The organism is Ruegeria sp. L11 (assembly GCF_056531755.1).
The window spans coordinates 14502-40426 of record NZ_JBQFMI010000015.1; the positions used below are offsets into that span (position 1 = coordinate 14502).

At 55.5% G+C, this 25925-nt stretch carries 24 protein-coding genes; 10 read left to right on the top strand and 14 right to left on the bottom strand.

Translation table 11 applies throughout. The features are described 5' to 3' along the window. Positions 1-2 precede the first annotated feature (2 nt). The 6 genes from ACR0CE_RS17105 to ACR0CE_RS17130 all read right to left on the bottom strand — a co-directional run bounded on the left by ACR0CE_RS17105 (position 3) and on the right by ACR0CE_RS17130 (position 8335). Complete coding sequence (locus ACR0CE_RS17105) at positions 3-740, bottom strand: ABC transporter permease (protein WP_480833292.1); 738 nt, start codon at positions 738-740, stop codon at positions 3-5. 125 nt (positions 741-865) lie between these two features. Further along, the gene (locus ACR0CE_RS17110; protein ID WP_480484621.1) at positions 866-1807 is read right to left on the bottom strand and encodes an ABC transporter permease; all 942 of its coding nucleotides are present in this window, start codon (positions 1805-1807) and stop codon (positions 866-868) included. 54 nt (positions 1808-1861) lie between these two features. After that, the gene (locus tag ACR0CE_RS17115; protein ID WP_480484622.1) at positions 1862-3448 is read right to left on the bottom strand and encodes an ABC transporter substrate-binding protein; all 1587 of its coding nucleotides are present in this window, start codon (positions 3446-3448) and stop codon (positions 1862-1864) included. Positions 3449-3669: 221 nt separating this feature from the next. Continuing rightward, entirely contained in the window at positions 3670-4239 is a 570-nt protein-coding gene (locus ACR0CE_RS17120) for a helix-turn-helix domain-containing protein (RefSeq protein WP_480477671.1), read from the bottom strand. A 724-nt stretch (positions 4240-4963) separates the two neighbouring features. Then, positions 4964-5896 (bottom strand): phosphotransferase, encoded by a 933-nt coding sequence (locus tag ACR0CE_RS17125; protein WP_480488789.1) that lies wholly within the window; start codon positions 5894-5896, stop codon positions 4964-4966. Between the two features lie 15 nt (positions 5897-5911). After that, complete coding sequence (locus tag ACR0CE_RS17130; protein WP_480833293.1) at positions 5912-8335, bottom strand: GcvT family protein; 2424 nt, start codon at positions 8333-8335, stop codon at positions 5912-5914. 146 nt (positions 8336-8481) lie between these two features. On the opposite strand from ACR0CE_RS17130, the gene ACR0CE_RS17135 reads away from it, so the two are divergent. Beyond that, positions 8482-9264 carry a DeoR/GlpR family DNA-binding transcription regulator gene (locus ACR0CE_RS17135; RefSeq protein ID WP_480488793.1) on the top strand — a complete coding sequence of 261 codons (783 nt, stop codon included), beginning with the start codon at positions 8482-8484 and terminating at the stop codon, positions 9262-9264. Between the two features lie 453 nt (positions 9265-9717). On the opposite strand, the gene ACR0CE_RS17140 is transcribed toward ACR0CE_RS17135, so the two are convergent. From ACR0CE_RS17140 to pobA, 7 genes are all read right to left on the bottom strand, one after another. Further along, positions 9718-10779: a 3-carboxy-cis,cis-muconate cycloisomerase gene (locus ACR0CE_RS17140; RefSeq protein ID WP_480547480.1), complete on the bottom strand. Its 1062-nt coding sequence runs from the start codon at positions 10777-10779 to the stop codon at positions 9718-9720. Positions 10780-10845: 66 nt separating this feature from the next. After that, a complete protein-coding gene (locus ACR0CE_RS17145; protein WP_480774349.1) occupies positions 10846-11667 on the bottom strand; it encodes a 3-oxoadipate:acetyl-CoA acetyltransferase in 822 nt (273 codons plus the stop codon). 48 nt (positions 11668-11715) lie between these two features. Next, entirely contained in the window at positions 11716-12333 is a 618-nt protein-coding gene (gene pcaG, locus ACR0CE_RS17150) for a protocatechuate 3,4-dioxygenase subunit alpha (RefSeq protein WP_480833294.1), read from the bottom strand. Between the two features lie 2 nt (positions 12334-12335). Further along, positions 12336-13064 carry a protocatechuate 3,4-dioxygenase subunit beta gene (pcaH, locus tag ACR0CE_RS17155; RefSeq protein WP_480508246.1) on the bottom strand — a complete coding sequence of 243 codons (729 nt, stop codon included), beginning with the start codon at positions 13062-13064 and terminating at the stop codon, positions 12336-12338. 52 nt (positions 13065-13116) lie between these two features. Beyond that, the gene (pcaC, locus tag ACR0CE_RS17160; protein ID WP_480508248.1) at positions 13117-13494 is read right to left on the bottom strand and encodes a 4-carboxymuconolactone decarboxylase; all 378 of its coding nucleotides are present in this window, start codon (positions 13492-13494) and stop codon (positions 13117-13119) included. After that, the gene (gene pcaD / locus ACR0CE_RS17165) at positions 13487-14275 is read right to left on the bottom strand and encodes a 3-oxoadipate enol-lactonase (RefSeq protein WP_480833295.1); all 789 of its coding nucleotides are present in this window, start codon (positions 14273-14275) and stop codon (positions 13487-13489) included. The genes pcaC and pcaD overlap by 8 nt, the downstream gene beginning before the upstream one ends. Continuing rightward, positions 14275-15444 (bottom strand): 4-hydroxybenzoate 3-monooxygenase, encoded by a 1170-nt coding sequence (gene pobA / locus ACR0CE_RS17170; RefSeq protein WP_480833296.1) that lies wholly within the window; start codon positions 15442-15444, stop codon positions 14275-14277. Before pobA ends, pcaD begins: the two co-directional genes overlap by 1 nt. 97 nt (positions 15445-15541) lie before the next feature. Here pobA and pcaQ point away from each other — a divergent pair, with 97 nt between their 5' ends. From pcaQ to ACR0CE_RS17215, 9 genes are all read left to right on the top strand, one after another. After that, positions 15542-16483 (top strand): pca operon transcription factor PcaQ, encoded by a 942-nt coding sequence (pcaQ, locus tag ACR0CE_RS17175; protein WP_480833297.1) that lies wholly within the window; start codon positions 15542-15544, stop codon positions 16481-16483. A gap of 43 nt (positions 16484-16526) precedes the next feature. Then, positions 16527-17183 (top strand): class II aldolase/adducin family protein, encoded by a 657-nt coding sequence (locus tag ACR0CE_RS17180; protein WP_480588719.1) that lies wholly within the window; start codon positions 16527-16529, stop codon positions 17181-17183. A gap of 247 nt (positions 17184-17430) precedes the next feature. Beyond that, complete coding sequence (locus ACR0CE_RS17185) at positions 17431-18456, top strand: LacI family DNA-binding transcriptional regulator (RefSeq protein ID WP_480833298.1); 1026 nt, start codon at positions 17431-17433, stop codon at positions 18454-18456. A gap of 93 nt (positions 18457-18549) precedes the next feature. Continuing rightward, positions 18550-19851: an ABC transporter substrate-binding protein gene (locus ACR0CE_RS17190; protein WP_480484636.1), complete on the top strand. Its 1302-nt coding sequence runs from the start codon at positions 18550-18552 to the stop codon at positions 19849-19851. A gap of 106 nt (positions 19852-19957) precedes the next feature. After that, complete coding sequence (locus ACR0CE_RS17195; protein ID WP_480488815.1) at positions 19958-20824, top strand: carbohydrate ABC transporter permease; 867 nt, start codon at positions 19958-19960, stop codon at positions 20822-20824. A 12-nt stretch (positions 20825-20836) separates the two neighbouring features. After that, on the top strand, positions 20837-21667 hold the full coding sequence (locus ACR0CE_RS17200; RefSeq protein ID WP_209506825.1) for a carbohydrate ABC transporter permease: 831 nt from the start codon (positions 20837-20839) through the stop codon (positions 21665-21667). A 12-nt stretch (positions 21668-21679) separates the two neighbouring features. Then, positions 21680-22684, top strand: coding sequence for an ABC transporter ATP-binding protein (locus ACR0CE_RS17205; RefSeq protein ID WP_480833299.1), 1005 nt, complete (start codon positions 21680-21682; stop codon positions 22682-22684). Then, positions 22681-23454: an L-iditol 2-dehydrogenase gene (locus ACR0CE_RS17210; RefSeq protein WP_480833300.1), complete on the top strand. Its 774-nt coding sequence runs from the start codon at positions 22681-22683 to the stop codon at positions 23452-23454. Before ACR0CE_RS17205 ends, ACR0CE_RS17210 begins: the two co-directional genes overlap by 4 nt. Then, positions 23454-24953: a mannitol dehydrogenase family protein gene (locus ACR0CE_RS17215; RefSeq protein WP_480833301.1), complete on the top strand. Its 1500-nt coding sequence runs from the start codon at positions 23454-23456 to the stop codon at positions 24951-24953. Before ACR0CE_RS17210 ends, ACR0CE_RS17215 begins: the two co-directional genes overlap by 1 nt. 90 nt (positions 24954-25043) lie before the next feature. On the opposite strand, the gene ACR0CE_RS17220 is transcribed toward ACR0CE_RS17215, so the two are convergent. Then, positions 25044-25922 (bottom strand): DMT family transporter, encoded by an 879-nt coding sequence (locus tag ACR0CE_RS17220; protein WP_480833302.1) that lies wholly within the window; start codon positions 25920-25922, stop codon positions 25044-25046. Positions 25923-25925: the final 3 nt, after the last annotated feature.

Below are 25925 nucleotides of genomic sequence, written 5' to 3' on the forward strand. Positions count from 1 at the left end.
CCTTACCCACGTGGCCTGAGCAGGTCTGCTAACCCATCGCCAACAAGGGAAAATCCAAGACCTGTGATAACGATCGCGATGCCGGGCATCAGGCTCAACCACCAGGCCGTTGTGATAAAATTGCGTCCTTCCGCGATCAGGACACCCCATTCCGCCTGCGGTGGCTGTGCGCCAAGACCCAGATAACCCAGCGACGAACCCAGCAGAATTGCCAGTGCCATGTCCGTCATCCAGTAAACGATAACCGGCGTGATCGCGTTCGGCAGAAGGTGGCGAAAGATAATGCGCCTGTCAGAGTATCCCATGACGATGCCAGCAGCAGCATAGTCGTTTCCCATCTGCGCGATGACCTCGGCCCGCATTAACCGGGCATAGTAGACCCAACCAACAACCGTTATCGCAATGTACATATTGACCAAACCCGGCCCAAGCACGGCGACGACCGCGATAACAAGAACCAGAAATGGGAACGTGATGATCGCGTCTACGACACGCCCGAAGATCATATCGGCAATTCCGCGGTAGTAGCCGACAAGCGCGCCAACCACGACGCCAATGATCAGGGCAAAGACTGTGGCAAGGACTGCCATCTGCATGTTTACCGAATAGGCTGAAATAACGCGGCTCAGACTGTCGCGCCCCAGCAGGTCGGTGCCGAAGGGATGGGCCCAGCTTGGTGGCTGGCGAACCGCGTTATAATCAATGAAATTGGGATCATAGGGGGCGAAAGCATTTGGCATGATCGCAAGCAAAGTCGACATTCCAATGATGCAAAGGCCTATTATAAAACCCGGTTTTCGTAGCGCCGCTGGCATGCGCGTCCTTGGCGGCTCACCCGCCCCAACAGGAGAAGTGGCAGTGTTGGTCATGTCAATCGCATCCTCGGGTCCAACGAGCTTTGAAACAGGTCCGTAAGCAGGAATACGACCGAGACCAGAACCGCAAAGGTCAGCGTCAATCCCTGGATAAGCGGGTAGTCGCGCGCGAAAATCGCCTCAAGCATCAAGCGTCCGACACCAGGCACGGCAAAAACTGTTTCGGTAACCAGTGTTCCGCTCATGAGGTTGCCGATGGACAGACCCAAAAGTGTAACGGTCGAAATCAGCGCGTTACGCAGCACATGGCGTCCCAAAATCAGCCTGTCAGGCAAACCCTTGGCTCGGGCAAACTGAACGTATTCAGCATCCAGAACCTCGATGATGGCAGCACGCAGATTTCGCATGATGATCGCCGAGGTATATAACGCCACCGCTACGGCAGGCAGGAACAGGTGATAAAGCCTGTCGCCAAAGGTGTCGCCGTAGCCGCCGACTGGAAACCACCTGAGCTGTGCGGCAAGAAAGGTTAGCAGAATCAGACCGATGTAAAACACAGGCATCGACAGCCCCACCTGGAAAACCGTGCGGATCACTGCGTCAGGCCACCGTCCGCGGTTCAGAGCTGCAACAAATGCCAGTGGTCCTGCAATCAACAAAGACATGAGGACAGCATAGATCGTCAGAAAAGCCGTGGTCGGAAGACGGTTGATGATGACTTCAGTTACCGGTGCGCGCATCAGGATTGACCGGCCCAAATCGCCTTGCAGCGTATTTGTCAGAAACAGCCAGAACTGTACCAAAAGCGGCTCGTTCAGTCCCAACCGTTCGCGGATAGCAGCAAGATCCGCATCCGATGCCCGATCTCCTGCGATGGCGATGGCCGGGTCCCCCGGCAGGAGACGAACCAGAACAAAGATGATGATCATCACGAGGATGAATGTGGGGATCATCAACAGCAAGCGTTTGAACGTGTATTGAAGGGTTGCCATCAAGGCCTCCGTCAAAAGAACCGCCGGCAGGTACTGCCGGCGGCATTTTAGCGATCAGCGGCTGACGGTCGCCTGATCGAAGACGTTGTTTCCCAGTGGTGTCTGAACGTATCCATCCACGCTGGTCGAAACGGCCACCGCAAAGGGCGTCTCATACATGAAAAGCAAGGGGGCAGCATCTGCATATATTTCCTGCATTTCAGCATACTGGGCCGCTCTTTTTTCGGCGTCGATTTCGGTTGCCGAAGCCTCAAACAGAGCGTTGAATTCCGCGTTTTCCCAACCAGTACCGACCGCATTGGCCGTAGGTGTATGACCCAACCAGCCTACGACCTGGCTGGGGTCGTTTACGTCGTTCACCCAACCATAGGTGTGGATGTCAAACTCACCCGAGCGGTTCTTGGCGCCACGTGTCGGTCCATCCACCTGTTCGACTGACAGGTTTATCCCCAACGGAGCCCACATTTGCTGAAGAGCCGCAAATATTGTGCTGTCATCCGCAGAGCCAGCCAAAGTCGTAAAGGTGATTTCGGTTCCTGGCGCTACGCCGGCCTCGGCGATCAGAGCTTTCGCCTTGTCAAGGTCGTAGGCATACAACGGATCAAGATTTGCGGAAAGCTGGGTCGCCGCCGCCATCAAAGGCGACGTCATTGGCTTGCCGGCGCCTTGCAGCACAAGCCCGATCAGTGCCTCTTTGTTGGTGGCATAGTTGAGTGCTTGCCGTACCCGAGCGTCTGACAAAGGGTTAGGCGATCCGTCAGCACGGGTTTCACGCGTGTTGATCGGCGAATATATGATCCGTGTGGACGGATAGAGGTTCATGTTGATCGCTTGGTCTGCTTCAAGCTCCGGCACACGTGAAAAGGGAATGAACTCGGCGGCATCCACCTCACCGGCCTGAAGCTTCAGAATCCGGGTTGCGTCATCGGGTATGATCTCGAAATGCACGCCGTCCAGATAGGGCAGCGCTTTGCCGTCGGATCCTTTGCGCCAATAATTCTTGTTGGCACAGAACTCCATGGAAGTTCCCTGCTCAAATCCACACAGATAGAAGGGACCGGACCCGACACCGGGGCCTTTGGCTGCAAAGATTGCGGCGGACTTTTCCTGGTCTGTGGAACCTTCGGCCGCCTCAAAGACGGCTTTGGAGACAATGCCGGTTGTGAAAGTGGCAAGCATAGAGAGGATTGTCGGGTCAGCCGCTTTCAGGCTGATCGAGATGACGTTTCCTTCCGCGCTTACATTGTCGATGGATCCGAGAAGCCCAGCCCATGGGCTCAGATCGGGATTGCGGGCGCGATCCAGCGAAAAGACAACGTCTTCTCCGGTCAAAGGTGTTCCATCCGAAAACGAGACGCCGCTGCGCAAGGTAAGCGATACAGACTGTCCATCGTCGGAGATACTGTATTCTTCGGCCAGTCCTGGGATGACAGAATTCCCATCTTCACTGGGGCGCAAAAGCGTGTCGAAAAGGCTGCCAACCATCCAGATGTCAGGGTTTCGATCGGCATAAATAGGGTCAATCAGGTTTGATCCGTCATATCTGGCGAAATTCAGAATGCCACCACGCTCTTGTGCAAACAAAGGTAGGGCCATTGCAGTGGCCACGACGGCAGTCGCTGCCATCAAATTACGTTTCATTGATGAGTTCCTCCCAAAGCGATTCTTCATCGCGTGAAGGTGTTATACATTAATTTCATTACTGCTAAAACTTCTTTTAGTAATGCGTAAATTGCATATTGCGCTCACAGGAGCATTGATTGAGAATTTCAGGGCACGCCACGACGTTCGGGGCAGCACTTTCAAGTGCGACCACGCGATAGAATTCGGAGAACTTTCGGTGAGCTTTTCAGCCGGTGCGATTACTTGGACGTATTTTTGATCGGCGTCGTATCCACCCACAATTCAACCGCTTCGGTATCTCCTAGAACGATCGAATAATGCGGCTTGGACGCGTCGTGATGTATCGTGTCACCGCTCGACATGATGTGGACTTCGTCACCCAGATGATATTCCAACTGACCCGAAATCAGATAACAAAAGGTCTCGCCTTCGTGACACATCTTCTCGGACATGTGACCCGCAGGGCGATGTACAATACAAGGATACAAAAGCGCGCCCGAAAACCCCGGACCCAACTTTTCATAGAACCGCCCGTTGACTCCCAAAGCATAGGTTTGACGTCGATCTTTGCGAACGTATTCGGTGTACTCCTCGGGAACGCTGACTAGCTGTTCAATGCTGGTCTTCAAAGATGCAGCAATTGCCATAAGCGAAGACAGGGACGGGGCACTGATGCCGCGTTCAACCTGCGATATGAACCCTGTCGTCAAATCAGCTTCATCCGCAACTTCGACAAGTGTTTTGCCAAGCGCTTTCCGGCGGCGTCGAATTGCTTTCCCCAGTTGAGACGGGTGATTTTTCTGATCCATCATTTCTTCTCTAGTGGTAGAGCTCGACAGCTCTCAGAGGCCTTGTTTCAGCAAATCCTGTACCAGTGTCCGAAGGGGACAGCGATTCGCTTACCTAGGCGAACTTCATAACCGGTACGGTTATCATTGGCTAAGTTTCTACTAAAAGCGTTTTTGACCCTGAAAAGCAAATTTGGTTCGGACCTTCGTGTCGCTACAAGTTTCTGAATGAGAGGCGTTGTCTTGGCGAACACGTGTGAGGAAGGTAACCAAATCAGCCTGCCGCTATGACAGACTCAGATCTGACAAGGGACCTTGTTGCAGTCGACTTACTTCACTGCGCGCACAGAAGGAAATCAGTGATTTTGACGCCTTCATTCAAGAATGGGCGTAGAAACGCCCGAGTACCTGTTGTGTTGATATACGTTTCGCCCAAGCGCCAGGAATTCTGCACTCAGCGTTCCTTCAAATGTGCCCCGTGCGAAGACCAACGGTGAATAATCGCAACCCGTGTGTTGAGGTCGCCAGATCAACTCTCGGACCGCATTCAGCTATGATATCTGTTCGATCACGACAGGAAACTGTGCCTCAGGTAGAACAGCACAGCATTTTAACCGCCGTTTTGGGGACGTTGCGGCCCCTCAAAGAGCCTACCGTGAAACCAGTTCGAATCCCATTTGTCCGAACCATTTTTCATTTCCACATGCCAGTCATTCATCAAGAGATTGCAACTTATCCATCTGCACTATTCGTTCGCAACTGCCTGAACATGGGCTGCGAAAGCAGGATTGAACATCAGTGCCTTGCACCTGTCGAAGCGACCCGTAGCATAGGCCCAGAAATCTTCGGCCGGGTTATCATCGGCATGTTGGATCAAGCCCCAGAGTGTCCACAGAAGATCGCACATCGCCTTGTAGATCACCATTCGCCCGAATTGAGCCGCTGTTGGTGCCGCGCCAAAATAGGACGTCAGCATCTCGATTTCCTGCTTCTCGGTCAGCCCGGCTTCGACTGATAAATCGCCGAGGTCCCAAAGAGCATCATTCATCCCGGAATATTCGAAATCCACGATCCACATACGGTCACCGTTGTCGAGAAAGTTCTCGCAAAGCGGATCGCAATGGCTGGGAACCAGCGCGCCCGGCTTGTCTTGCAGCAGCTGTTTGATCGGCGCCGCTTCGGCGACGATTTCAGTATAGCCTTCGGGCAGGGAAATATCCTTTGTTGCCAGGACTTTCAGATATTCATCGATCATCGAAAAGAGTTCGAACCGGAACTCGAAAGGGCGGGGTGACTCGTGTAGTTGCCGCAGGGCATGGCCGGCACGCGCAGCCGCTCCGGTGCGCGTTGCGAAAAGCTCGGGTGTCATGGTGACGATATCGTCAATGCAGTCACTGATCATCACACCGGTATCTGCATCCGCCCAAAGCACAGCGGGACCGATACCAGCTTCGGCTGCGACCCTGGCATTGTGAATCTCAACGCCACGATCGATATAATCCGCGGTTCCGTCTCCGGGGATGCGAACGATCATGGTGTGTCCGCAGGTTTCCACTCTGTAGACCAGGTTGGTCAACCCACCCAGCCGCTTGATTTCGCTGTTTTGTGCTGAGGTGTCCTCAAAGCCTTTCAGGTTGCGAAGTTCACTCAGGACACGGTCAGTGTTTCCGTCAGTCATTTTCTGCCCTCCCCCTCAGGCTTTTAGCCGTTCATTGGCCGGGTCGAACAGAGGCCCGTCCACCCGGCAGATTTGTTTGCGGTCACCGAACAGTTCGAGTTCGAATTCCGTCTGGTCCGTCATCGCCACCGGAAGATAGCCGTAGATGATCGTTTTCCCGACGTGGTACCCATAACCACCGCTGCTGGCGCGCGAAACGGTTACGCCATTGTGCAGGATGGTTTCTCCCCCGGTCATCGGCAGTTTTTCTTCGGTCACGAAGGTACAGAGTATCTGTGCCGTGCCATTGGATTTCTGGTCCTCCAGCACATCGCGCCCTAGGAAACTTTCCTTCGATTTCAGGTGGACGCGAGAGCCCAGGCCCGCTTCTACAGGTGTATAGTCCGGGGTGATGTCGGTGCTCCAGTAAAGATACCCCTTTTCCAGGCGCAGCGAGTCAATGGCCCGGTAGCCGATATCGCGGATGCCATGGGCGTGCCCGGCCTTCCAAAGCTGATCATAGACATGAAGTGCAAATTCGGTTGGGATGTGCAGTTCCCAGCCCAACTCGCCGGTATAGCCTATGCGCACTGCACGCACTCTTGCTGCTCCGACTGTAATGTCGCGCGCTGTTGCAAAGGGAAACGCAGCGTTTGAGATATCCTCTTCGGTTACCGTCTGCAGGACGTCGCGCGCTTTTGGCCCGCACATGTTGATCACCGCGCGGGAAGAGGTAACCTCGATTAAATGTGCTGATCCGTCTTCCGGCAGATGACGTCGGATCCAGTCGGAATCGTGAACCCCGAATCCAGCGCCGGTCACGATATAGAAATGGTCGCGCCCCAGGCGGGTGATGGTGACATCCGCCTCGACGCCGCCTTTGTCGTTACAAAGTTGGGTATAGATTACGCTGCCATCCGGCTTGTCCATGTTTGAGACCGCCAGGTGTTGCAACACACCCAACGCGCCAGAGCCGATCAGCTCGAACTTGGAAAAGCTCGACTGGTCGATCAGAACGACACTTTCGCGGGCAGCGCGGTGTTCTTCGGCCGCGAAGACATGCCAACCGGGATTGAGGAAATCGAGCTGATCCACTGGGGCGACCCCAGCTGGGGCAAACCACAAAGGCCGTTCCCACCCGTTCTTCGATCCATAAACCGCCCCGTGTTCTTTCAATCGGTTATATAGTGGAGACAAGCGCAAATTACGTGCGGTCTCGGCCTCCTGGCCCGGATAGCGCATCTTGTAGTGATGTGCGTAATGTTCGACGGCTCGGGGATACATAAAGGCCTTGGTCGCATGATGTGGGCTAAACCGCCGCACGTCCAATGGCCAAAGATCCAGGCTTGGGCGCCCGTTCAGAATCCATTCCGCGATCATTTCCCCCGCGCCCCCGCCAGCCGCAATGCCGTAGAGGAACCCGGTCGAAAGCATCAAGTTCTTGATCTCAGGGGCCCAGCCCATGACAAAATCACCATCGGCGGAATAGGGGATCGGTCCATTGATGATTTGCCGGATTCCGACCTGGTTCACGACAGGGGTGACGACACCGGCAAGTTCAGCCAGCGGCGCGAAACGGTCAAGATTGTCAGGCAGCAACTGGCGCACAAACTCTCCGGGAATGCCCCGTTCTCCAAATGGTAATGTGTCGTCTTCGTAACCTCCGATGACCAGACGCCCGCCAGCATCGGGCTTGTAATAGACCAGACACTCGGGGTCGCGCAGTGTGGGCAGGCCCTTGACCAATTCCGGCTCTGGTAACGGTTCTGTTACGACATATTGGTGCTCGACAGCGCAGGCTGGCACCACGACGCCCAGTTTTGCCGCCAGTTCACGGCTCCACATGCCCGAGGCCAGCACAACGGTTTCCGCCTCATAGTCGCCGTTGGTTGTCATCACTTTGGTTATGCGACCATTGCGGATTTCGAAATCCTCAACCTTCACCCCCTGCCTGATCTGTGCGCCGTGGTTACGCGCACCGGCTGCAATCGCCAGACACAGGCCAGCGGGGTCAACGTGGCCGTCCGACGGAATAAAGGCGGCCCCCTCTAACCCGTCGGCATCGATATAGGGAAACAGGGCTTTCGCTTCGGCTGGTGAGATGATTTCCATCTCCAGGTCAAAACTGCGTGCCATCGTTGCCAAGCGTTTTGCCTCCAGCAACCGTTCCTTGGTTGCCGCCAGCCGCAAGCTGCCGACTTTCTTCCAGTCGAATTCCATACCAGTCTCGTCGGCCAGCCGGTCATAGAGCGCGACCGAACGTTTCAGCATCCGGGTTGTATTGCGGGAAGATCGCAATTGCCCAACCAGCCCGGCAGCGTGCCATGTTGCCCCCTCTGTCAGAGATGCCTTTTCCAGAAGGACGACATCCGTCTCACCTGCCTGGGCCAGATGATAAGCGATTGAGCATCCGATGATGCCGCCGCCAATAATAAGGTGTTTTGCAGAATGGGTTGTCATGGCCTCGCCCCTGTCGACAAATTGGGTGCCAGATCACCGTATCGGCCAATATAAATCAACAAAAATTAAACAAGAGTGTTGAAATCTGTTGATTTAAGGGGGTAACTACAATTTATCCTGTTAAAGTCCAACATCCGAGTGACTGAATGTCAAAATACGAGAAGGACATCCTGAGCGCGGTTAACATGCATGGCCGAATCTCGGTCATGGACCTGGCGCAGAGGCTTAACGTTTCCGATCAGACAATCCGTCGAATTGTAAAGCCGTTGGTGGATGCGGGGCAAATCGACAAGGTTCACGGCGCGTTGATCAGCACCCAAAAGGTTCTGGATCCCCCTTTCATCGCGCGTATGACAACCAACCGCGCAGCGAAAGTCGCCATTGCCAAGTCAATATTGAACCTTGTACCAGATAACGCGTCCATTGCTATCGATACGGGATCTACGTCGGGTTTTGTGGCCCAAGCCCTCAAGGCGCGCAGAGATCTTACCGTGGTGACGAATTCAGCGTTCATCGCAACAACTTTGGCCATGGGGAACGGCAACCGGGTCTTTATGGCGGGCACACAGCTTCGAAATCATGACGGGGCAGCGTTCGACCGCGCGGCCTTTGACGTTATTGCAAATATGTCGGTGGAGTACTCAATCCTGTCGGCGTCACGTGTGGATCCGAAACAGGGTTTTTTGGTGTTCGAACAATGCGAAGTCGATATTGCGGTCGCAATGAAGGCGATCAGCGAACGATGTTTCATGGCAGTGGACTCGACCAAGTTTCAGGCATCCGAACCCAAACCGGCCTTGCGTCTTCCGGCTCTTTCGGCAAGTGACTTCCTGATAACCGAGCGGAAGCCTGCGCCAAAATTTGAAGGCGTCATAGGTCGGGCAAAGACAGTAATCGCCGCAGATCAGTTTCAAGCTTTTGATGAGTGATTGGCCTTTGGGAACGGACGTTTTTTCCTATTATTTACCACAAAGCTGTGTGGAGTGGCGGGATTGCGTCGCTTGCATAACGCGTGGGCCGCATCAATATTGTCGGCGACATCTGACATACTCTGGCACTCCAAAATGGCAGCTGTCCTGATATCCGCGTCAACGAAATTCCGATATGTTCCGTCCAACGTAGGCTGACTTCCTTGGCCGTGAAATAGGCCAGCGACAGATCGTCAGGGCGATCCTCGGCCATCACCTTGATCAGGAACGCCGCCTGTTCTCGGTTCTTCGGCGACTTTAGGTTGCCCGCACCGTCACTGATCCTTCGCTACTGAAGTGGCCCGTCGTTGGGATTGGGAAAACGGAGGAAACACGATGGGAAACAAGTGACACAACCTGCGACGCCAAGTCAGTGTCGCGCCTGAATAACGTCGGGCTCAGAGGCCAGTGCAGTCACTCCACCATGCCTATCCGTTCGATCTGTTGCACTAACGTACCACAGCTGATCAGAGCCTGCCCCGTTGCCAGGATCATCTGGGGCAGGATCATCCATTCCAGCGTCCAGGCAACGCCGGAACGTTCCTGCTCGTGCACCAGCGCCTGATGCATGCCCGAAAGTTGGGTTGCGTTGAAACGAGCAAGTGCGACCAGCAGTTCCGCGCGGACCGGGTTGCGCTTGTGAGGCATCGCCGAAGATCCGCCGCCACCTGCCAGCGAAACCTCGTCCACCCCCTGCTGGGCCATGAGCGACACGTCCTGACCGATCTTTCCCAGCGATCCGGTTATCAATGAAAGCCATGAGGCAAACTCTGCAAGATTGTCCCGGCGGGTATGCCAGTTTGCATCACAGCTGGCCAGGCCAAGCCCACGGGCCACATGATCTGCGATTACCTGTCCGGACCCGTGCATCCCGGCGCGGTCGCCAACGGCGCCGCCAAGTTGCAGCACAAGCAATCTGGGTTGCAATTCGGTCAGGCGTTTCTGGTGATCGGCCAATGGCAACCGCCAGTTTCGCAGGCGCGTGGCAACAGAAATCTGCAATGCCGCCTGCATTCGGGTTCGCCCCATCATCACGTGTTCGCCATATGCCTGTTCCAACGCCACAAGCGCATCCATCAGGTCAGAAAGACGGGCCGAAAACACCTCCAGAATGTCCTTGATTGACAAAACCAGAGCGGTGTCGACAACATCCTGCGACGTCATCCCCTTATGCAGCGCGACGTGGCAATGTTCAGGCAATGCCGCTTTGAGCGACCGCACCAGCGCGGGCACCACAACGCCATCCAATGCCGTCCCGTCGCGCAGCGCCTGCATGTCGGGACGGTGTTGTCGGATAAGTTTTGCCGCGGTTTCCGCCACCTCTGGTGGTACGGTGCCGACCGCCGCCAAAGCCTCTGAATATGCGGCCTCGACGGCCAGCATGTGTCTCAGCTGAGCCTCTGCACCCAGCAACTCTGAGGTCTGTGGGTCCTCAAACAGCCCGCTGAGCCAGGGATGAGTGGAAAGCTGTTCCATCTTATGTGTGGCCTTTGAAATGAAGCGAGCGGATATCAATCGTCATGGCATCATTCCTCCCTGCGCTCAAAGAGCCAAAATCTCGCGGGCCTGTTGCCAGGTGGCGACCGGACGTTCGTGCTTTGCGCATAGCTCGGTCACGCGATTGACCAGCGCAGCGTTCGAAGGCGCTAGTGTATTCCGATCCAGCCGGACATTGTCTTCCAAACCTGTCCGCGTGTGTCCGCCCGCAGCAATGGCCCAATCATTTACCACAATCTGGTTTGGACCGATCCCGGCGGCACACCATTCGGCATCCGGTACGCGATCCTGCATGGACTTCACGTAAAAGTCGAATACGGCCCTGTCGACCGGCATCGCGTTTTTGACACCCATGACAAACTGAACATACAGCTTGCCATAAAGCTTGCCTTCCTTGTGCAATCTGATCGCTTGCAGGATGTGGGACAGGTCAAACGCCTCGATCTCGGGTGTGACTTCGTATTTTCGCATCTCGGCTGACAGCCAGTCCACCAGATCGGGTGGATTTTCATAAACCCGGGTGGGAAAGTTGTTCGATCCAACCGACAGCGACGCCATGTCAGGTGACAGGGGCAGCATTCCGCCCCTTGCCTGACCGGCGCCTGACCGCCCACCGGTAGAGAACTGGATAATCATTCCGGGGCAGTGTTTTTGCAAACCCTCTTTGAGGAGGGCGAATTTCTCGGGGTCGCTGCTGGGCGTCTGATCATCGTTGCGAACATGGGCGTGGACGATGCTGGCCCCGGCCTCGAACGCCTCTTGCGTGCTTTCGACCTGTTCCGCAACCGAGATCGGCACCGCGGGGTTGTTCTTTTTGGTGGGCAGGGAACCGGTGATAGCCACGCAGATAATGCAGGGTTTGGTCATGGTGACTTCCTGAAATGAGTGCCGCCTTGGCAAGGCAGCACCAAGTAATCAGATATCAAAAAAGACGGTCTCATCTTCGCCTTGTATCTTGATATCGAAGCGATAGACAACTTGACCGTCCCGATTGGTGCGTTTGGCCAGCAGCGTTGCGCGGCGGCGTTCCCATTCGATGAGATTAAGGACCGGGTCCTTGCTATTGGCCTCTTCCTCGTCCTCGAAATAGATACGCGTATTCAGGCCGACATTGATGCCCCGGGCAACAATCCAAAGGTTGATATGAGGGGCCTGCTGGCCCACGTTTCGTCCCGGTGTCGGACCGGGTTTGACTGTGTCGAACGCCCATTCGCCGGTTTCAAAGTTGGTGATGACGCGTCCCCAGCCGCGAAAGCCGTCTTCGACATCGCCGCCGCCCTCAGGATGGGCATAGACGCCCTTGGCATTTGCTTGCCAAGCCTCAAGCAGAACATCCTTGATGGGAGATCCTGCCCCGTCCACGACCAGTCCTTCGACCCTAATACGCTCACCCTCGGCATTTGGTCCGGCTATGTCCCAGCCCAATTCCTGCCTGTAGATTTCGAATCCGGCGGCCCCGGGTGCCAGGCCGATATGGACGTAAGGCCCAGCTGTTTGCGAGGGGGTTTCCTTCAGATAATTAAGCTGTTGCATCTTCAGTTCCCCTCCAGACGGTTTTCAAACAGGGTCGAGCGCCGACCGCGCAAAACCACGTCGAATTTATAGGCGATGGTATCCAGTGGGATCGTTGAATTCATGTCGAGCCGCGAAATCAGGCGGCTGATCGCATCGGCGTCAGGAATAGTTTTCACGATCGGACACCTGTCGATCAGCGGGTCGCCTTCGAAATAGCATTGTGTGATCAGGCGTTGCGCAAAACCTGTTCCGAATATCGACATGTGGATATGGGCGGGACGCCAGCTGTTCACCCAATTGCGCCAGGGGTAGGCCCCGGGTTTTACGGTGCGGAAGAAATAATACCCGTTTTCATCTGTCAGGGTGCGGCCGCAACCACCGAAATTGGGATCGATCGGTGCCAGATAGGTATCTTTCTTGTGACGATAGCGCCCACCTGCATTCGCCTGCCAGATCTCCACCAACGTGTTTGGCACCGCGCGTCCGTTTTCATCCAGCACCCTGCCGTGTAGAATGATACGCTCGCCAATCGGGCTTTTTCCGGGTTGCGCATAGTTCGAGATCAGGTCGTTATCCAGAGGGTCAACATCGTTGTCGCCAAAAACCGGGCCGGTGACCTCACTGATTGAGTTTTGCAGCGAGATCAGCGAATATTGCGGTGAACGGGTCACGCTGGTCTTGTAGTCGGGTGTCAGCGCAGGTGGGTGCCACTCGCGGTCACGCTGGTAGAAATCACCTTGTTTCAACATTGTCGGATCACACTTCCTTTTTGTCTGACTCGGGTTTCTGCGCGTTTCCCATTCAGTCCTGTTCCATTTGATCATAGGTCAGTTTTGCCAGTTTGAGGGCCTGATTGGCGCGTGGCACGCCCGCGTAAATTGCGACGTGCTGAAACGCTTCAAGTACATCCTGCTTGCTGGCGCCGGTACGGACTGTGGCGCGGATATGCATCGGGATTTCTTCGAAATTGCCCAACGCAGCCAGCAAAGCCAGCGTCAGCATGGATCTCTCACGGTCGCTGATCCCGTCCGAGGCCCAGACGGTGCCCCACGCGCCTTCGGTGATCAGCGTCTGAAATGGACCGTCCAAATCAGACTTGGCGTCTTCGGCGCGATCCACATGGGCATCGCCCAAAATTCTGCGCCGCACTCGCATACCGGACTCGTATTTGTCACTCATTGCGGTTCTCCATCAGGAAGGCGGACAAGTGTTCAGCATAGATGGCGGGGGCTTCCACACATGGCAGGTGCCCGGTGTTGGGTATTTCGGCATAGCGCGCCCCGGGGATCATAGCACAGGTCTGCCGGACCAGTTCGGGCGGGCAGGCGCGGTCATCTGATCCGGCAACGGCCAGAACCGGCAATCGCAGCGCCCGGGTCATGGGTTCAAGTTCAGCATCTGCAATCGCGTTGCAGCATCCCAGGTACCCAGAAACAGGTGTACGTACCAGCATGTTGCGCCAAAGCAGCACGTTATCGGTTGCCCTGAAACCCGCCGCAAACCAACGGTCCAGAATTGCGTCTGCCACAGGCTCGATGCCGGACGACCGGATCGCGCCCATCCGGTCACGCCACATATGCGCCGTCCCCATTTTCGTGGCGGTGTTGGACAGAACAAGGGCGCGGATCTGGTCCGGTCTGCGCGAAGCCAGCGCCTGACCGATCATCCCGCCAATCGACAGGCCGACAAACACCGTGTCGCGAACCCCGATATGGTCAAGCAAAGCCTCGGCGTCATCCGCCAGCTCAGCCATGCTGTAAAGCGCCTGAGGGCATTCCGACAGGCCGTGACCACGCAGATCGAACCGGATCAGGCGCAGCCCCTTGGGCAGTAAGGGCAAAACTTTGTCCCAAAGGCGCAGGTCAGTTCCCAGCGAGTTGGCAAATACCACAGGCATGCCATCTGGATCGCCATCTTCACGCCAATGCAGGTGAATGTTATCCAGCGCCGCAATCTGCATCAGTAGGGCAGCCCGACATAGTTTTGTGCAAACACCGATTGCGCCTCTTTGTTTTCGCGCAGGAAATCAATGTCAGCCTTCTGCATTTTCAGGTCAAAGCCGTTCTGTTCCGGAAAACGGTGCAACAGATTGGTCGTGGACCAACTGAACCGCTCGGCCTTCCAGATCCGGGCCAGCGCTTTTTCGGAATAGCGGTCGATGCCGTCGCTGTCGTGGTCTTCATAGAATTGCAGCAGTGCGTTGTGCAGATAGTGGATGTCGCTTGCCGCTGTGTTAAGCCCCTTGGCCCCGGTGGGGGGCACGATATGCGCGGCATCCCCACACAGGAACAAACGGCCCCAGCGCATTGGTTCGGTCACGAAAGACCGCAGCGCCGCAATTGATTTTTCGACCGATGGCCCGGTATTCAGTGTCTCAGCATATTGCGCGGGGATCCTGCGTTTCAGTTCCTGCCAGAAGGCTTGATCAGTCCAGTCATCGGCACTGTCAGACAGCGAGCATTGAATGTAGTACCGGCTGAGGTTCTCATTGCGCATGGAACAAAGCGCAAAACCGCGTTCCGATCCGGCATATATTAGTTCGTTATGGACCGGGGGTGTTTCGGACAAAACGCCCAGCCAGCCAAACGGATAGACCTTTTCATATTCCCGGCGCACGGTCAGCGGGATGGTTTGACGCGACACCCCATGAAACCCGTCGCACCCGGCGACAAAATCGCAATCAATCCGGTGTCCGGTCCCATCCGCTTGATACGTCACATAGGGTGCATCACTGTCAGCCCCGTGAATCTGAACATCATCGGCGTTGAAAACGATCTTACCGCCCATTGCCTCGCGCGCATCATACAGATCACGGGTTACTTCCGTTTGTCCGTAAACAACCACATGACTGCCTGTCAGCTTCTTAAAGTTGATGCCGAATTCGATATCACCATACGAGATCACCGTGCCGTCATGGACAAAACATTCCTTGTCCATCCGCTCTGCTACACCGGCCTCGCGCATCAGTTCCACAAAACCGGTTTCCAGAATGCCGGCGCGAATGCGGCCCAGAACATATTCTCTGGTTTTGCGCTCTAACACGATGGTGTCTATGCCTTTGCGGTGCAACAACTGGCTGAGCAAAAGACCTGAAGGTCCACCGCCGATGATCGCGACCTGAACGCGCATGTTGGCTCTCCTGATTTCGCGTATCTAATAATTGAACGCCATTTCTCGATATGTAAAATGAGTTCTGCTTGGACTTAGTTGCCGGAATTGGAAAGTAATGATAGATCGCCGCATCAAAGTTAGGCATATTCAATGTTTTATTGAGATATGTCGCGAGAAAAGCCTGAAAGTTGCGGCAGAGAAGCTGTTTCTCACGCAACCGGCGATATCCAAGACACTTAAGGAGCTTGAGGATATTCTGGGCACTGTGCTGTTGTCCCGTAACCGGTCCGGTGTTTCTCTGACGCGGCAGGGTGAAGTGTTTCTGCATTTCGCCGAAATGTCGCTGGCCGCTTTGCAGCAAGGTTTTTCTGGTGTGGAACAGATCGAGGCGCGGGGCAGGGCCAGCCTTCGGGTCGGGGTGCTGCCTTCGGTTGCGGCCCGTTTGATGCCAGCCGTTGCCGCCGAGTTTTCCGAACTTGCGGGCAATGCCCGACTGAGCGTTTTCGACGGCCCACATGGCCATTTGATGGAGCGTCTTCGTCTGGGCGACCTGGAGCTTGTTATCGGGCGTTTGGGTCGCACTGAAACTATGCAGGGCATTTCCTTTACCCAGCTTTACGAGGAGAAGGTCGTCTTTGTCGTGCGCGCGGATCACCCGCTGCTGAAAGCCCCCGATCTCAGGCGGATTACCGAGTGGCAAGTGCTTTACCCGCCTGAAGGATCGGCAATTCGGCCCTTGGTGGATCGCCTCATGATCGCGCACGGGATTGGTGAAATCGAAGATCGTCTGGAAACTGTCTCGGGTGCTTTCGGGCGGGTGTATACCCGGCAGACCGATGCGATCTGGATCATCTCGGCGGGGGTGGTCGCCAATGAAATCAGCGATGGCCACCTTGTGGCGCTGCCGTTTGATACGTCGATCACACGCGGGCCCGTTGGCCTGATGCGTCGGCCTGACCAGGTCCTGTCACCTCAGGCGCAGGTTTTCGGGTTGGCTTTGGACAATGCAATTGCAAGGTTGGGCTTGTCGCCTGATGGTGCGACCTCTGAAAACTAAGGCTGGTCCATTCTGCCGGGTGGCGCTAGGACAGGAGCACAAGATGGATGACAAGGAACGCAGAATCCGTGAGGCGATTATCGAGAAATGCCTTTTTCTGAATTCCAGTGGTCTTAGCCAGGGAACATCCGGCAATATCTCGGCCCGATACGAGAACCGGATGCTGATCACACCTTCGGCGACGCCATATGACAAGCTGACCCCCGAGATGATCGTCTCAATGCCATTTGATGGAGAGTATGGGACCTGGGATGGCCCGCTCAAACCTTCGACCGAATGGCGGTTTCACTTCGACATTCTAAAGACCCGCCCCGATATGGGCGCGGTGGTCCATGCACATCCGACCTATTGCACGGCGCTGGCGATTGCACACAAAGAAATCCCGGCAGCGCATTACATGGTCGCGGCCTTCGGCGGTCCCAATGTTCGCTGCGCACCCTATGCACGCTTTGGCACGCCCGAGCTGTCGGAGCTGGCGATCGAAGCGCTGCAAGAGCGAACCGCCTGTCTGCTTGGAAATCATGGGTCCATTGCCATGGGAGAGGACCTGGACAAGGCCATATGGCGCGCAGTCGAGCTGGAAACCATTGCCCGTCAATATTACCTTTCCCTGGCCCTCGGTCCGGTGATCCTGACCGATGAACAGATTTCCGAAACGCTATCCGGTTTCGCTTCTTATGGTGTTCAGGGCGACTACTAGTACGTCGCAGCAGGTACTGCTAAGAAGCAAAATGAGCCTGAACAGACCTGACTGCCAAGATGGCTGCGCTGAGGGGCGGTATATTGGGCTCAAGTCCAAAACGTCGCGACGTGATCAGGAGGTTTTCGCCTGTCGGCGTTGGTGTCACGCATCTGGCCATTCGCGCGGATACCGCTGCCTATTGATTTATTGCCGCGCGTAAAGAAGATGTAAGGTCAAAGCAAAAGAGTTCCGCAAGCGGGTAGGTATGGTAAAAATAAGAAATATGGAGGAGTTCGCGGCCCTGAGCGGGATTTCTCGGCCAACGGTTTCCAAATATTTCCACGACCCGGAAAGCGTTCGTTCCTCTACGCGGGCGCGTATCGAAGAAGCATTGGAAAAGTTCGATTACCGTCCAAATATCTATGCGGTGAACCAGAACCGAAAGCTGACCAAGAATATCGGTATCGTTGTTCCCTATCTTGCCGATCCATTTTTTGCCGAGATGGCCAGATACCTTGAGCAGAGCTGTATTGTCGCCGGGTATCGTCCATCTCTTTTCAGCTCGCACGGTGAGCAGGAACTCGAGAACGAAATACTCGACAGCCTGCGGTCGCTCAAGCCGGCCGGAGTACTGTTTGCTCCTTTGGGGCGCGGGTCGGACCGAGCTCACATCGAGAAATTTTGCGCCGAGGTGCCAACAGTTCTGTTTGACAGCAACCTCGAAGGTTTGGGTGCCGCCTTTATAGGGTCGGACAATTTCAGTTTTGTTTCCCAAACCGTGGAATACATGACCCGGACGGGTGAACCTCCGTCTTTCTTTGAAATGCGCACGCCAGCAAACCCAAACGCCAACAAGCGACGCAAGGCATATATCGAGGTAATGGAGCGTCTGGGGTTCGAGCCCCATGTCATTAAAATCGATGGTGAAGGCTGGGCGTTTGAAGAGATCGGGCATCAAGGTGCTTTGAGGGTGTTGGAGAAAGGCGCTCTCAGGACGAATTCGGTTTTGTGCAGCAATGACCGCCTTGCGATCGGATTTCTGGCAGCCTGTTATGAGCAGGGGATTCGGGTTGGGCGAAAGGAAGATTGCTCACTCCGTGTCGCATCAAATGACGACCACCCCTTTGCAAAATTTACGTGCCCATCGCTGACAACAGCTGCGCATGATTATGACAACGTGGCAGGATGCAGTGTGGACACCTTGTTTGAACTCATTGAAAGCGGGGGAAAATTTGATGATCGGACGGAAACTCTGTTTCCGGCACGGCTTGTCTTAAGAGAATCTGCGTGAATTAAAACTTAACGCGCGTAAAGTTTTTATTGACGCCGCGACAATTTATAAACTAGGGTCTCTGTACAGCATCCAAGCTCAGGGAGGACAGGGATGTATTTGAAGAACGCACTTCGTGCGGCGACTGCGTTGACTTTCGTCGCTACGGCAGCAGCCCAAGCGGAAACCATCACGATCGCGACCGTCAACAATGGCGACATGATCCGGATGCAGGGCTACACAGACGATTTCTCTAAAGCGACCGGCATCGATGTCGAGTGGGTGACGCTTGAAGAAAACGTACTGCGTCAGCGCGTGACCACCGACATCACGACCAAGGGCGGTCAGTTCGATATCATGACCATCGGCATGTACGAAACTCCGATCTGGGGCGCGAACGGCTGGCTGGTACCGCTGGACGGTTTGTCCGATGAATATGATGTTGGTGATCTGCTGCCTGCGATGGCAGGCGGGTTGAGCCATGATGGCACGCTTTACGCTGCGCCGTTTTATGGCGAAAGCTCGATGATCATGTACCGCACCGACCTGATGGAAAAGGCCGGTCTGGAAATGCCCGAAGCACCTACATGGCAATTCATCCGTGAAGCTGCGGCTGCCATGACCGATCGTGACAACGACATCAACGGCATCTGCCTGCGTGGTAAGGCAGGTTGGGGTGAAGGTGGTGCGTTCATTACGGCCATGTCCAACTCGTTTGGTGCACGTTGGTTTGACGAAGACTGGAAGCCGCAATTCGACCAGCCCGAATGGGCTGAAACGCTGAATTTCTACGTTGGAATGATGTCGGAATCCGGACCGGCCGGATATGCCACCAACGGCTTCAATGAAAACCTGTCGCTGTTCCAGCAGGGCAAGTGCGGCATGTGGATCGATGCGACAGTTGCAGCCTCTTTCGTGACCAACCCCAACGACTCGACAGTGGCGGATCACGTTGGCTTTGCTCTTGCGCCAGACACCGGTTTGGGCAAGCGGTCCAACTGGCTCTGGGCCTGGGCGCTGGCCATTCCAGCGGGCACACAAAAACAGGATGCAGCCAAACAATTCATCGAGTGGGCCACGTCCAAGGACTATATTGAACTGGTTGCCGCAGCCGAAGGTTGGGCGAACGTGCCGCCGGGTGCGCGCAAATCTCTGTACGAAAACCCTAACTATCAGGAAGTTCCATTCGCTCAGATGACGTTGAACTCGATCCTGTCTGCCGATCCAAGCAACCCGACAGTGAAGCCGGTGCCTTATGTTGGCGTTCAGTTTGCGGCAATTCCGGAATTTGCAGGTATCGCCACGCAAGTCAGCCAGGAGTTCTCGGCCGTCTATGCCGGACAGCAAACGGTGGATGAGGCGCTTGCCAAAGCGCAGGCCTTCACAGCAGAAGAGATGGAAGCCGCAGGGTACTGAGGCAACCTTCCCAGCGGGGGGCAGACCTTCTGTCCCCTGCTCCCACTTCCACAATTCGTGTTTTTCTCGCAGGCTGCCTTACGCCTGAACAGAGAGGTCTTGCACAATGGCAACTCAACATTCCAGATCAGTTGCACGCCTGATGATGGCACCCGCAGTGGTGCTGCTGCTTGGCTGGATGCTCGTGCCGCTGACGATGACCCTGTATTTTTCCTTCAAGAAATACCTTCCCTTGCGGGGCGGAGATCTCGGATGGGTGGGTTTCGACAACTATATCCGATTTGTTTCGTCCAGTTCGTTTTGGCCTGCGGTACAGGCAACGCTTGTCATTGTTATCGGCGTGTTAGCGATTACGGTCCTACTGGGCATCCTGCTCGCCATGCTTCTGGATCAACCGATGTGGGGCCAGGGGGTGGTGCGCATCCTCGTTATTGCACCATTCTTTGTTATGCCGACTGTGTCAGCTCTGGTCTGGAAAAACATGTTTATGGACCCGGTCAACGGGTTGCTGGCCCATCTGTGGCGCTTTTTCGGGGCTGAACCGGTCTCGTGGTTGTCCGAAGCTTCAATGACTTCGATTATCATGATCGTGTCGTGGCAATGGTTGCCATTTGCGACACTGATCCTTTTGACCGCAATCCAGTCGCTGGATAGTGAGCAACTGGAAGCCGCTGAAATGGATGGCGCACCGCCGCTCAAGCGGTTCTACCACATCATTCTGCCGCACCTGAGCCGTGCAATCACAATCGTAATCCTGATCCAGACAATCTTTCTGCTTTCGATCTTTGCCGAGATTTTCGTCACCACCGGTGGCGCGTTCGGCACCCGTACACTCACCTACCTGATCTTCCAGCGCGTTTTGGAAAGCCAGAATGTCGGTCTCGGATCAGCCGGAGGTGTCTATGCGATCATTCTCGCCAATATCGTTGCGGTCTTCCTGATGCGCATCGTCGGCAAGAACCTGGACGCGTGAAGAGGTAAAACCATGGCCCGCACCGTTACAATCCAACGCAAGTCGCTGAACACTGCCCTGGCCTGGGCCGTCGGTCTGCTGATCTTTTTCCCGATCCTCTGGACCATCCTGACCAGCTTCAAAACCGAAGCACAGGCCATCGCAAGCCCGCCACTGTTCCTGAACTTCGACTGGACGCTCGAGAACTATGCTGTCGTGCAGGAACGCTCGAACTACATGCGTTTCCTTTGGAACTCAGTCATCATCGCAGGCGGGTCAACCCTGTTGGGTGTGATCATTGCCGTACCGGCAGCATGGGCAATGGCGTTTGTTCCTTCAAAACGTACAAAGGACATTCTGCTTTGGATGCTCTCTACCAAGATGTTGCCGGCAGTCGGGGTCCTTTACCCGATCTACCTGCTGTTCATCCGTCTGGGGCTGCTTGATACACGAGGTGGACTGGTTGTCGTGTTGATGCTGATCAACTTGCCGATCATCGTCTGGATGCTCTACACCTACTTTCGCGAAATTCCCGGTGAAATCCTTGAAGCCGCGCGGATGGACGGGGCAACGCTGAAAGAGGAAATCCTGCACATCCTGACACCCATGGCTGTACCGGGCATCGCTTCGACTGTTTTGCTGAACTTCATTCTTGCCTGGAACGAGGCATTCTGGACCCTCAACCTGACAGCCGTTGACGCGGCCCCGCTGACCGCATTTATCGCCAGCTATTCCAGCCCCGAGGGCCTGTTCTTTGCCAAGCTCAGCGCGGCTTCGACAATGGCCATTGCACCGATCCTGATCCTTGGCTGGTTTAGCCAGAAACAACTTGTCCGCGGCCTGACTTTTGGCGCTGTGAAATAAGGAAAACTTCTCATGGGACGTATTCAACTCAAGTCCGTGACCAAAAGCTTTGGCGACGTGCAGGTTATCCCGCCATTGGATCTGACCATCGAAGACGGAGAGTTCACGGTGTTCGTCGGGCCATCGGGTTGCGGTAAGTCCACTTTGCTGCGCCTGATTGCGGGGTTGGAGGACATCACCTCTGGCTCCATCGGCATTGATGGGGCCGATGCAACAAACGTACCACCTGCAAAACGCGGTCTGGCGATGGTTTTCCAGTCTTATGCCTTATATCCGCACATGTCCGTTCGCAAGAACATCGCCTTTCCCTTGCGCATGGCAAAACTGGATCAGGCCGAAATCGACAAACGTGTGGAAGGGGCCGCGCAGGTTCTGAACCTGACCGACTATTTGGATCGCCGCCCCGGCCAACTGTCTGGTGGCCAGCGCCAGCGTGTGGCCATCGGGCGTGCCATTGTCCGCGAACCCGCAGCGTTTCTGTTCGATGAGCCGCTGTCCAACCTGGACGCCGCGCTGCGCGTTGGCATGCGTTTGGAGATCAGCGAGTTGCACGAGCGGTTGGCGACAACCATGATCTATGTGACCCATGATCAGGTCGAAGCGATGACGATGGCCGACAAGATCGTCGTGCTTCAGGCTGGTGTGATCGAGCAGGTCGGAAGCCCGCTGGACCTATATCGAACGCCGCGAAACCTTTTTGTCGCCGGGTTCATCGGTTCGCCCAAGATGAACTTTATCGAAGGCGAAGAGGCAGCAAAACAAGGCGCACAAACAATCGGTATTCGCCCCGAACATATTGCAGTGTCCGAGAGCGAAGGAACCTGGAGCGGTGTCGTGGGCGTGTCCGAGCATCTTGGATCAGATACGTTTTTCCACATACATGAAACCGGTCTGGCGGAAACAATCACGGTGCGTGCGGACGGAGAGGTTGGATTTCGGCATGGCGACCGTATCTACCTGACGCCACGTGACGACGTGCTTCATCGTTTTGACGCCCAAGGGCTGCGGATCGAATGAAGCGACTTGACGGAAAAACCGCGCTCATCACTGGGGCTGCGCGCGGAATCGGGCTGGCCTTTGCAAAAGCTTACGTCGCCGAAGGCGCGCGTGTGGCCCTTGCCGATATTGATATCGCGCGGGCGCGATACGCAGCCTCAGAAATTGGTGACGCTGCAATGGCGATCGAAATGAATGTCGCTGATCAGGACAGCATCGACAATGCTGTTGCATGCACCGTGGATCAATTCGGTCAGATTGATATTCTGATCAACAATGCCGCCGTTTTCTCAGCGGCGCCCATCACCGAAATCGATCGCGCCGATTACCAGCATGTCTTCGATATCAATGTCTCTGGCACCCTGTTTACACTGCAGGCCGTTGCGCGACACATGATCGACGCCAATGTCAAAGGCCGGATCATCAATCTGGCCTCACAGGCCGGTCGGCGTGGCGAACCTCTGGTCGCCGTTTACTGCGCCAGCAAGGCCGCCGTAATCTCTTTGACGCAGTCAGCGGGACTCAATCTGATCGCTCACGGAATAAATGTGAATGCGATCGCACCTGGTGTTGTGGATGGAGAACATTGGGATGGCGTCGATGCCTTCTTTGCGAAGTATGAAAACAAAAAACCCGGACAGAAGAAGCGCGAAGTTGCATCAGCGGTACCGTTCGGCCGTATGGGACAGGCCGAGGATTTGACCGGGATGGCTGTGTTTCTGGCGTCTGATGAAGCGGAATACATCGTAGCCCAGACTTACAATGTCGACGGCGGAAACTGGATGAGCTGATGACCCCTTTGGCGGACATAACACCGGTAGAGCTGCGCCTCGACCACCTTGGGGCGCTTCCGGCAGATATCAAGAAACCCGGATACCGGCGTGAAGACCTGACCCCTGGAATTGTTCATATCGGACTTGGGAATTTTCACCGTGCGCATCAGGCATGGTACATACACAGGCTGATGCAAAAAGGGTTGGCCCTCGACTGGGCGATCATCGGGGCGGGCGTTCGGGCCTATGACGCGGACATGCGCGAAAAGCTGATTGGGCAAGACTGTCTGACAACTTTGATCGAGCTTGACCCGTCCGGTGTTTCTGCCGAAGTCATCGGCCCGTTGATCGACTATCTGCCCATTGAACCCCGAAATGCACCTCTGATCAGGAAAATGTCCGATCCCGTCATTGGGATCGTGTCCCTTACCGTTACTGAAGGCGGCTATTTTCTGGATGCCAAGTCGGGTGCTTTCGACACGGATCACGATGATATTCGACACGACGTGCAAAACCCGCAACGGCCTCGCACGGTTTTTGGTGCCATTGTGGCGGCACTTGGCAATCGCCGTGCCGCCGGGCATCTGCCCTTTACGGCATTAAGTTGTGACAACCTTCAGGGCAACGGAACCATCCTGCGCAATTGCGTTGTTGAACTGGCACGCCTTACGGACCCTGATCTTGCGGATTGGATCGATCAGAACGGGGCGTTCCCGAATTCGATGGTGGATTGCATTGTTCCCGCAACCACTGATCATGTCCGAACCCAGACCCGCGCCCTGGGAATTGAAGACAGCGTTCCGGTGTCCCACGAGAATTTCCGCCAATGGGTGATTGAAGATGATTTCTGCGCCGGGCGGCCGATGTTGGAGAAAGTCGGCGTTACGATCACCAAAGACGTACACGCATATGAAACCCTGAAACTGCGTATTCTGAACGGCGGGCACCAGATTCTGGCGAATGTGGGCGAGGTTCTGAACATCCCCACAATCGCGGACTGCATGAACGACCGGGAAATTTCGGCATTCTTCCTGAAAGTACAGACCGAAGAAATTCTTCCTCATGCCATTGCAGTTCCCGGGATGACACCGGAACAGTATCTGGATCTGGTCAAACGCAGGTTTTCGAACACGGCTATTCACGACACCACGCGGCGCGTGGCCTTTGATGGGTCTGCACGCCACCCCGGATTCTTGCTCCCGTCCCTTCGCGATGCACTGACCTCGGGTACATCTGTCACCGGTCTGGCGCTGGTTGAAGCTTTCTGGTGCCGGATGTGCGCCGGTCTGCGTGAGGATGGATCAGAGATTGCGCCCAATGATCCCATCTGGTGCGATTTGCAGAGTGCGGCCCTTGCCGCCAGGGAACAGCCCGAAAAGTGGCTTGAGGCAGCAAACCTGTACGGAAGTACTGGCCGTGAAGCCCAGTTCGCAGAAGCCTTCACACGCTGGTTGCCACGGATTTGGCAGCACGGATGCCGGACGACGATCAAAAGCTATCTGAATGCGCTTTCCTGACGGATGTGATCTCGGTTCAGGTGGTTTCCATTATAGAACTGGTCGCAGGCTTTGAATTTCCGGTTGTCCGATCGAAAACTGCCATAGGCGTCAATCTTTGGATTTCCGCACGATATATACGCCTGCGAGGCAGAGAGCGAAGCCAAGGGCGATGCGCCAGGTGACCGGCTCGCCCAGGATCATCCAGGCCAGTGCAATTGCCAAAGGTGTGACAAGGTAAAGCAATGTGGACACGCGGGTCGCGTCGCCGCGCTGAACAAGTGCGACATAGAGGCTGATCGAGATCAGGGAATTGGCGATGACCAGATACGCAAGGGAAAGGATCAGGTTTGGATGCCAGGTGACTTCCATCGTTTCGGTCGCCATTGCGATGGGAAGCAGCACGGCAAATCCGATCACATATTGAACAGCACCACCCAACACTGGGTCGCTGCGCCGCCCGTGACGTTTTTCCAGCAAAGTGGCGGCGGTCAGGCCGACCAATGCACTAACCGCAAGCAGCCCGGCGGAAAGAGGCACTGCGCTGGTCTTGTCAAAGACGCTGATTGCAACCCCCGCAAAACCCAGCGCCAGGCCGACCCACATCACGGGCCGTCCACGCGCTTCTCCGACCAACGGAGAGAAGGCGGCGACAAGTGCGGGTTGCAAGGCCATCACGATGGCAGTGGTGCCGGCACCCAACCCCTGTTTCATCGCCTGGTAGGCCAGACCGAAGTAAACACACTGAATAAGAAACCCACTTGCCGCCATCGCGGCCCAGTGCGCCGGATCACGCGGCAGGGCAGGGCGGAACACCGCCAGCAGCGGCAGAAGACACAGAACAGCCAGACCATAACGGATCGCAAGCATGGTCATCGGTTCCACATAGGGCAGCCCCAGCTTGGCAAAGCTGTAGCCACCCGCCCAGAACAGCACGAACAGAACCGGTGCACCCAACCAGAATATCGATACCGCGCGGGCCGAGGTCATCAT

What these genes read in the sequence shown, in the direction of transcription:
- ACR0CE_RS17105 (WP_480833292.1), bottom strand. Translation starts at nt 740, where the DNA reads ATGCCAAATGCTTTCGCCCCCTATGATCCCAATTTCATTGATTATAAC.
- ACR0CE_RS17110 (WP_480484621.1), bottom strand. Translation starts at nt 1,807, where the DNA reads ATGGCAACCCTTCAATACACGTTCAAACGCTTGCTGTTGATGATCCCC.
- ACR0CE_RS17115 (WP_480484622.1), bottom strand. Translation starts at nt 3,448, where the DNA reads ATGAAACGTAATTTGATGGCAGCGACTGCCGTCGTGGCCACTGCAATG.
- ACR0CE_RS17120 (WP_480477671.1), bottom strand. Translation starts at nt 4,239, where the DNA reads ATGGATCAGAAAAATCACCCGTCTCAACTGGGGAAAGCAATTCGACGC.
- ACR0CE_RS17125 (WP_480488789.1), bottom strand. Translation starts at nt 5,896, where the DNA reads ATGACTGACGGAAACACTGACCGTGTCCTGAGTGAACTTCGCAACCTG.
- ACR0CE_RS17130 (WP_480833293.1), bottom strand. Translation starts at nt 8,335, where the DNA reads ATGACAACCCATTCTGCAAAACACCTTATTATTGGCGGCGGCATCATC.
- ACR0CE_RS17135 (WP_480488793.1), top strand. Translation starts at nt 8,482, where the DNA reads ATGTCAAAATACGAGAAGGACATCCTGAGCGCGGTTAACATGCATGGC.
- ACR0CE_RS17140 (WP_480547480.1), bottom strand. Translation starts at nt 10,779, where the DNA reads ATGGAACAGCTTTCCACTCATCCCTGGCTCAGCGGGCTGTTTGAGGAC.
- ACR0CE_RS17145 (WP_480774349.1), bottom strand. Translation starts at nt 11,667, where the DNA reads ATGACCAAACCCTGCATTATCTGCGTGGCTATCACCGGTTCCCTGCCC.
- pcaG (WP_480833294.1), bottom strand. Translation starts at nt 12,333, where the DNA reads ATGCAACAGCTTAATTATCTGAAGGAAACCCCCTCGCAAACAGCTGGG.
- pcaH (WP_480508246.1), bottom strand. Translation starts at nt 13,064, where the DNA reads ATGTTGAAACAAGGTGATTTCTACCAGCGTGACCGCGAGTGGCACCCA.
- pcaC (WP_480508248.1), bottom strand. Translation starts at nt 13,494, where the DNA reads ATGAGTGACAAATACGAGTCCGGTATGCGAGTGCGGCGCAGAATTTTG.
- pcaD (WP_480833295.1), bottom strand. Translation starts at nt 14,275, where the DNA reads ATGCAGATTGCGGCGCTGGATAACATTCACCTGCATTGGCGTGAAGAT.
- pobA (WP_480833296.1), bottom strand. Translation starts at nt 15,444, where the DNA reads ATGCGCGTTCAGGTCGCGATCATCGGCGGTGGACCTTCAGGTCTTTTG.
- pcaQ (WP_480833297.1), top strand. Translation starts at nt 15,542, where the DNA reads ATGATAGATCGCCGCATCAAAGTTAGGCATATTCAATGTTTTATTGAG.
- ACR0CE_RS17180 (WP_480588719.1), top strand. Translation starts at nt 16,527, where the DNA reads ATGGATGACAAGGAACGCAGAATCCGTGAGGCGATTATCGAGAAATGC.
- ACR0CE_RS17185 (WP_480833298.1), top strand. Translation starts at nt 17,431, where the DNA reads ATGGTAAAAATAAGAAATATGGAGGAGTTCGCGGCCCTGAGCGGGATT.
- ACR0CE_RS17190 (WP_480484636.1), top strand. Translation starts at nt 18,550, where the DNA reads ATGTATTTGAAGAACGCACTTCGTGCGGCGACTGCGTTGACTTTCGTC.
- ACR0CE_RS17195 (WP_480488815.1), top strand. Translation starts at nt 19,958, where the DNA reads ATGGCAACTCAACATTCCAGATCAGTTGCACGCCTGATGATGGCACCC.
- ACR0CE_RS17200 (WP_209506825.1), top strand. Translation starts at nt 20,837, where the DNA reads ATGGCCCGCACCGTTACAATCCAACGCAAGTCGCTGAACACTGCCCTG.
- ACR0CE_RS17205 (WP_480833299.1), top strand. Translation starts at nt 21,680, where the DNA reads ATGGGACGTATTCAACTCAAGTCCGTGACCAAAAGCTTTGGCGACGTG.
- ACR0CE_RS17210 (WP_480833300.1), top strand. Translation starts at nt 22,681, where the DNA reads ATGAAGCGACTTGACGGAAAAACCGCGCTCATCACTGGGGCTGCGCGC.
- ACR0CE_RS17215 (WP_480833301.1), top strand. Translation starts at nt 23,454, where the DNA reads ATGACCCCTTTGGCGGACATAACACCGGTAGAGCTGCGCCTCGACCAC.
- ACR0CE_RS17220 (WP_480833302.1), bottom strand. Translation starts at nt 25,922, where the DNA reads ATGACCTCGGCCCGCGCGGTATCGATATTCTGGTTGGGTGCACCGGTT.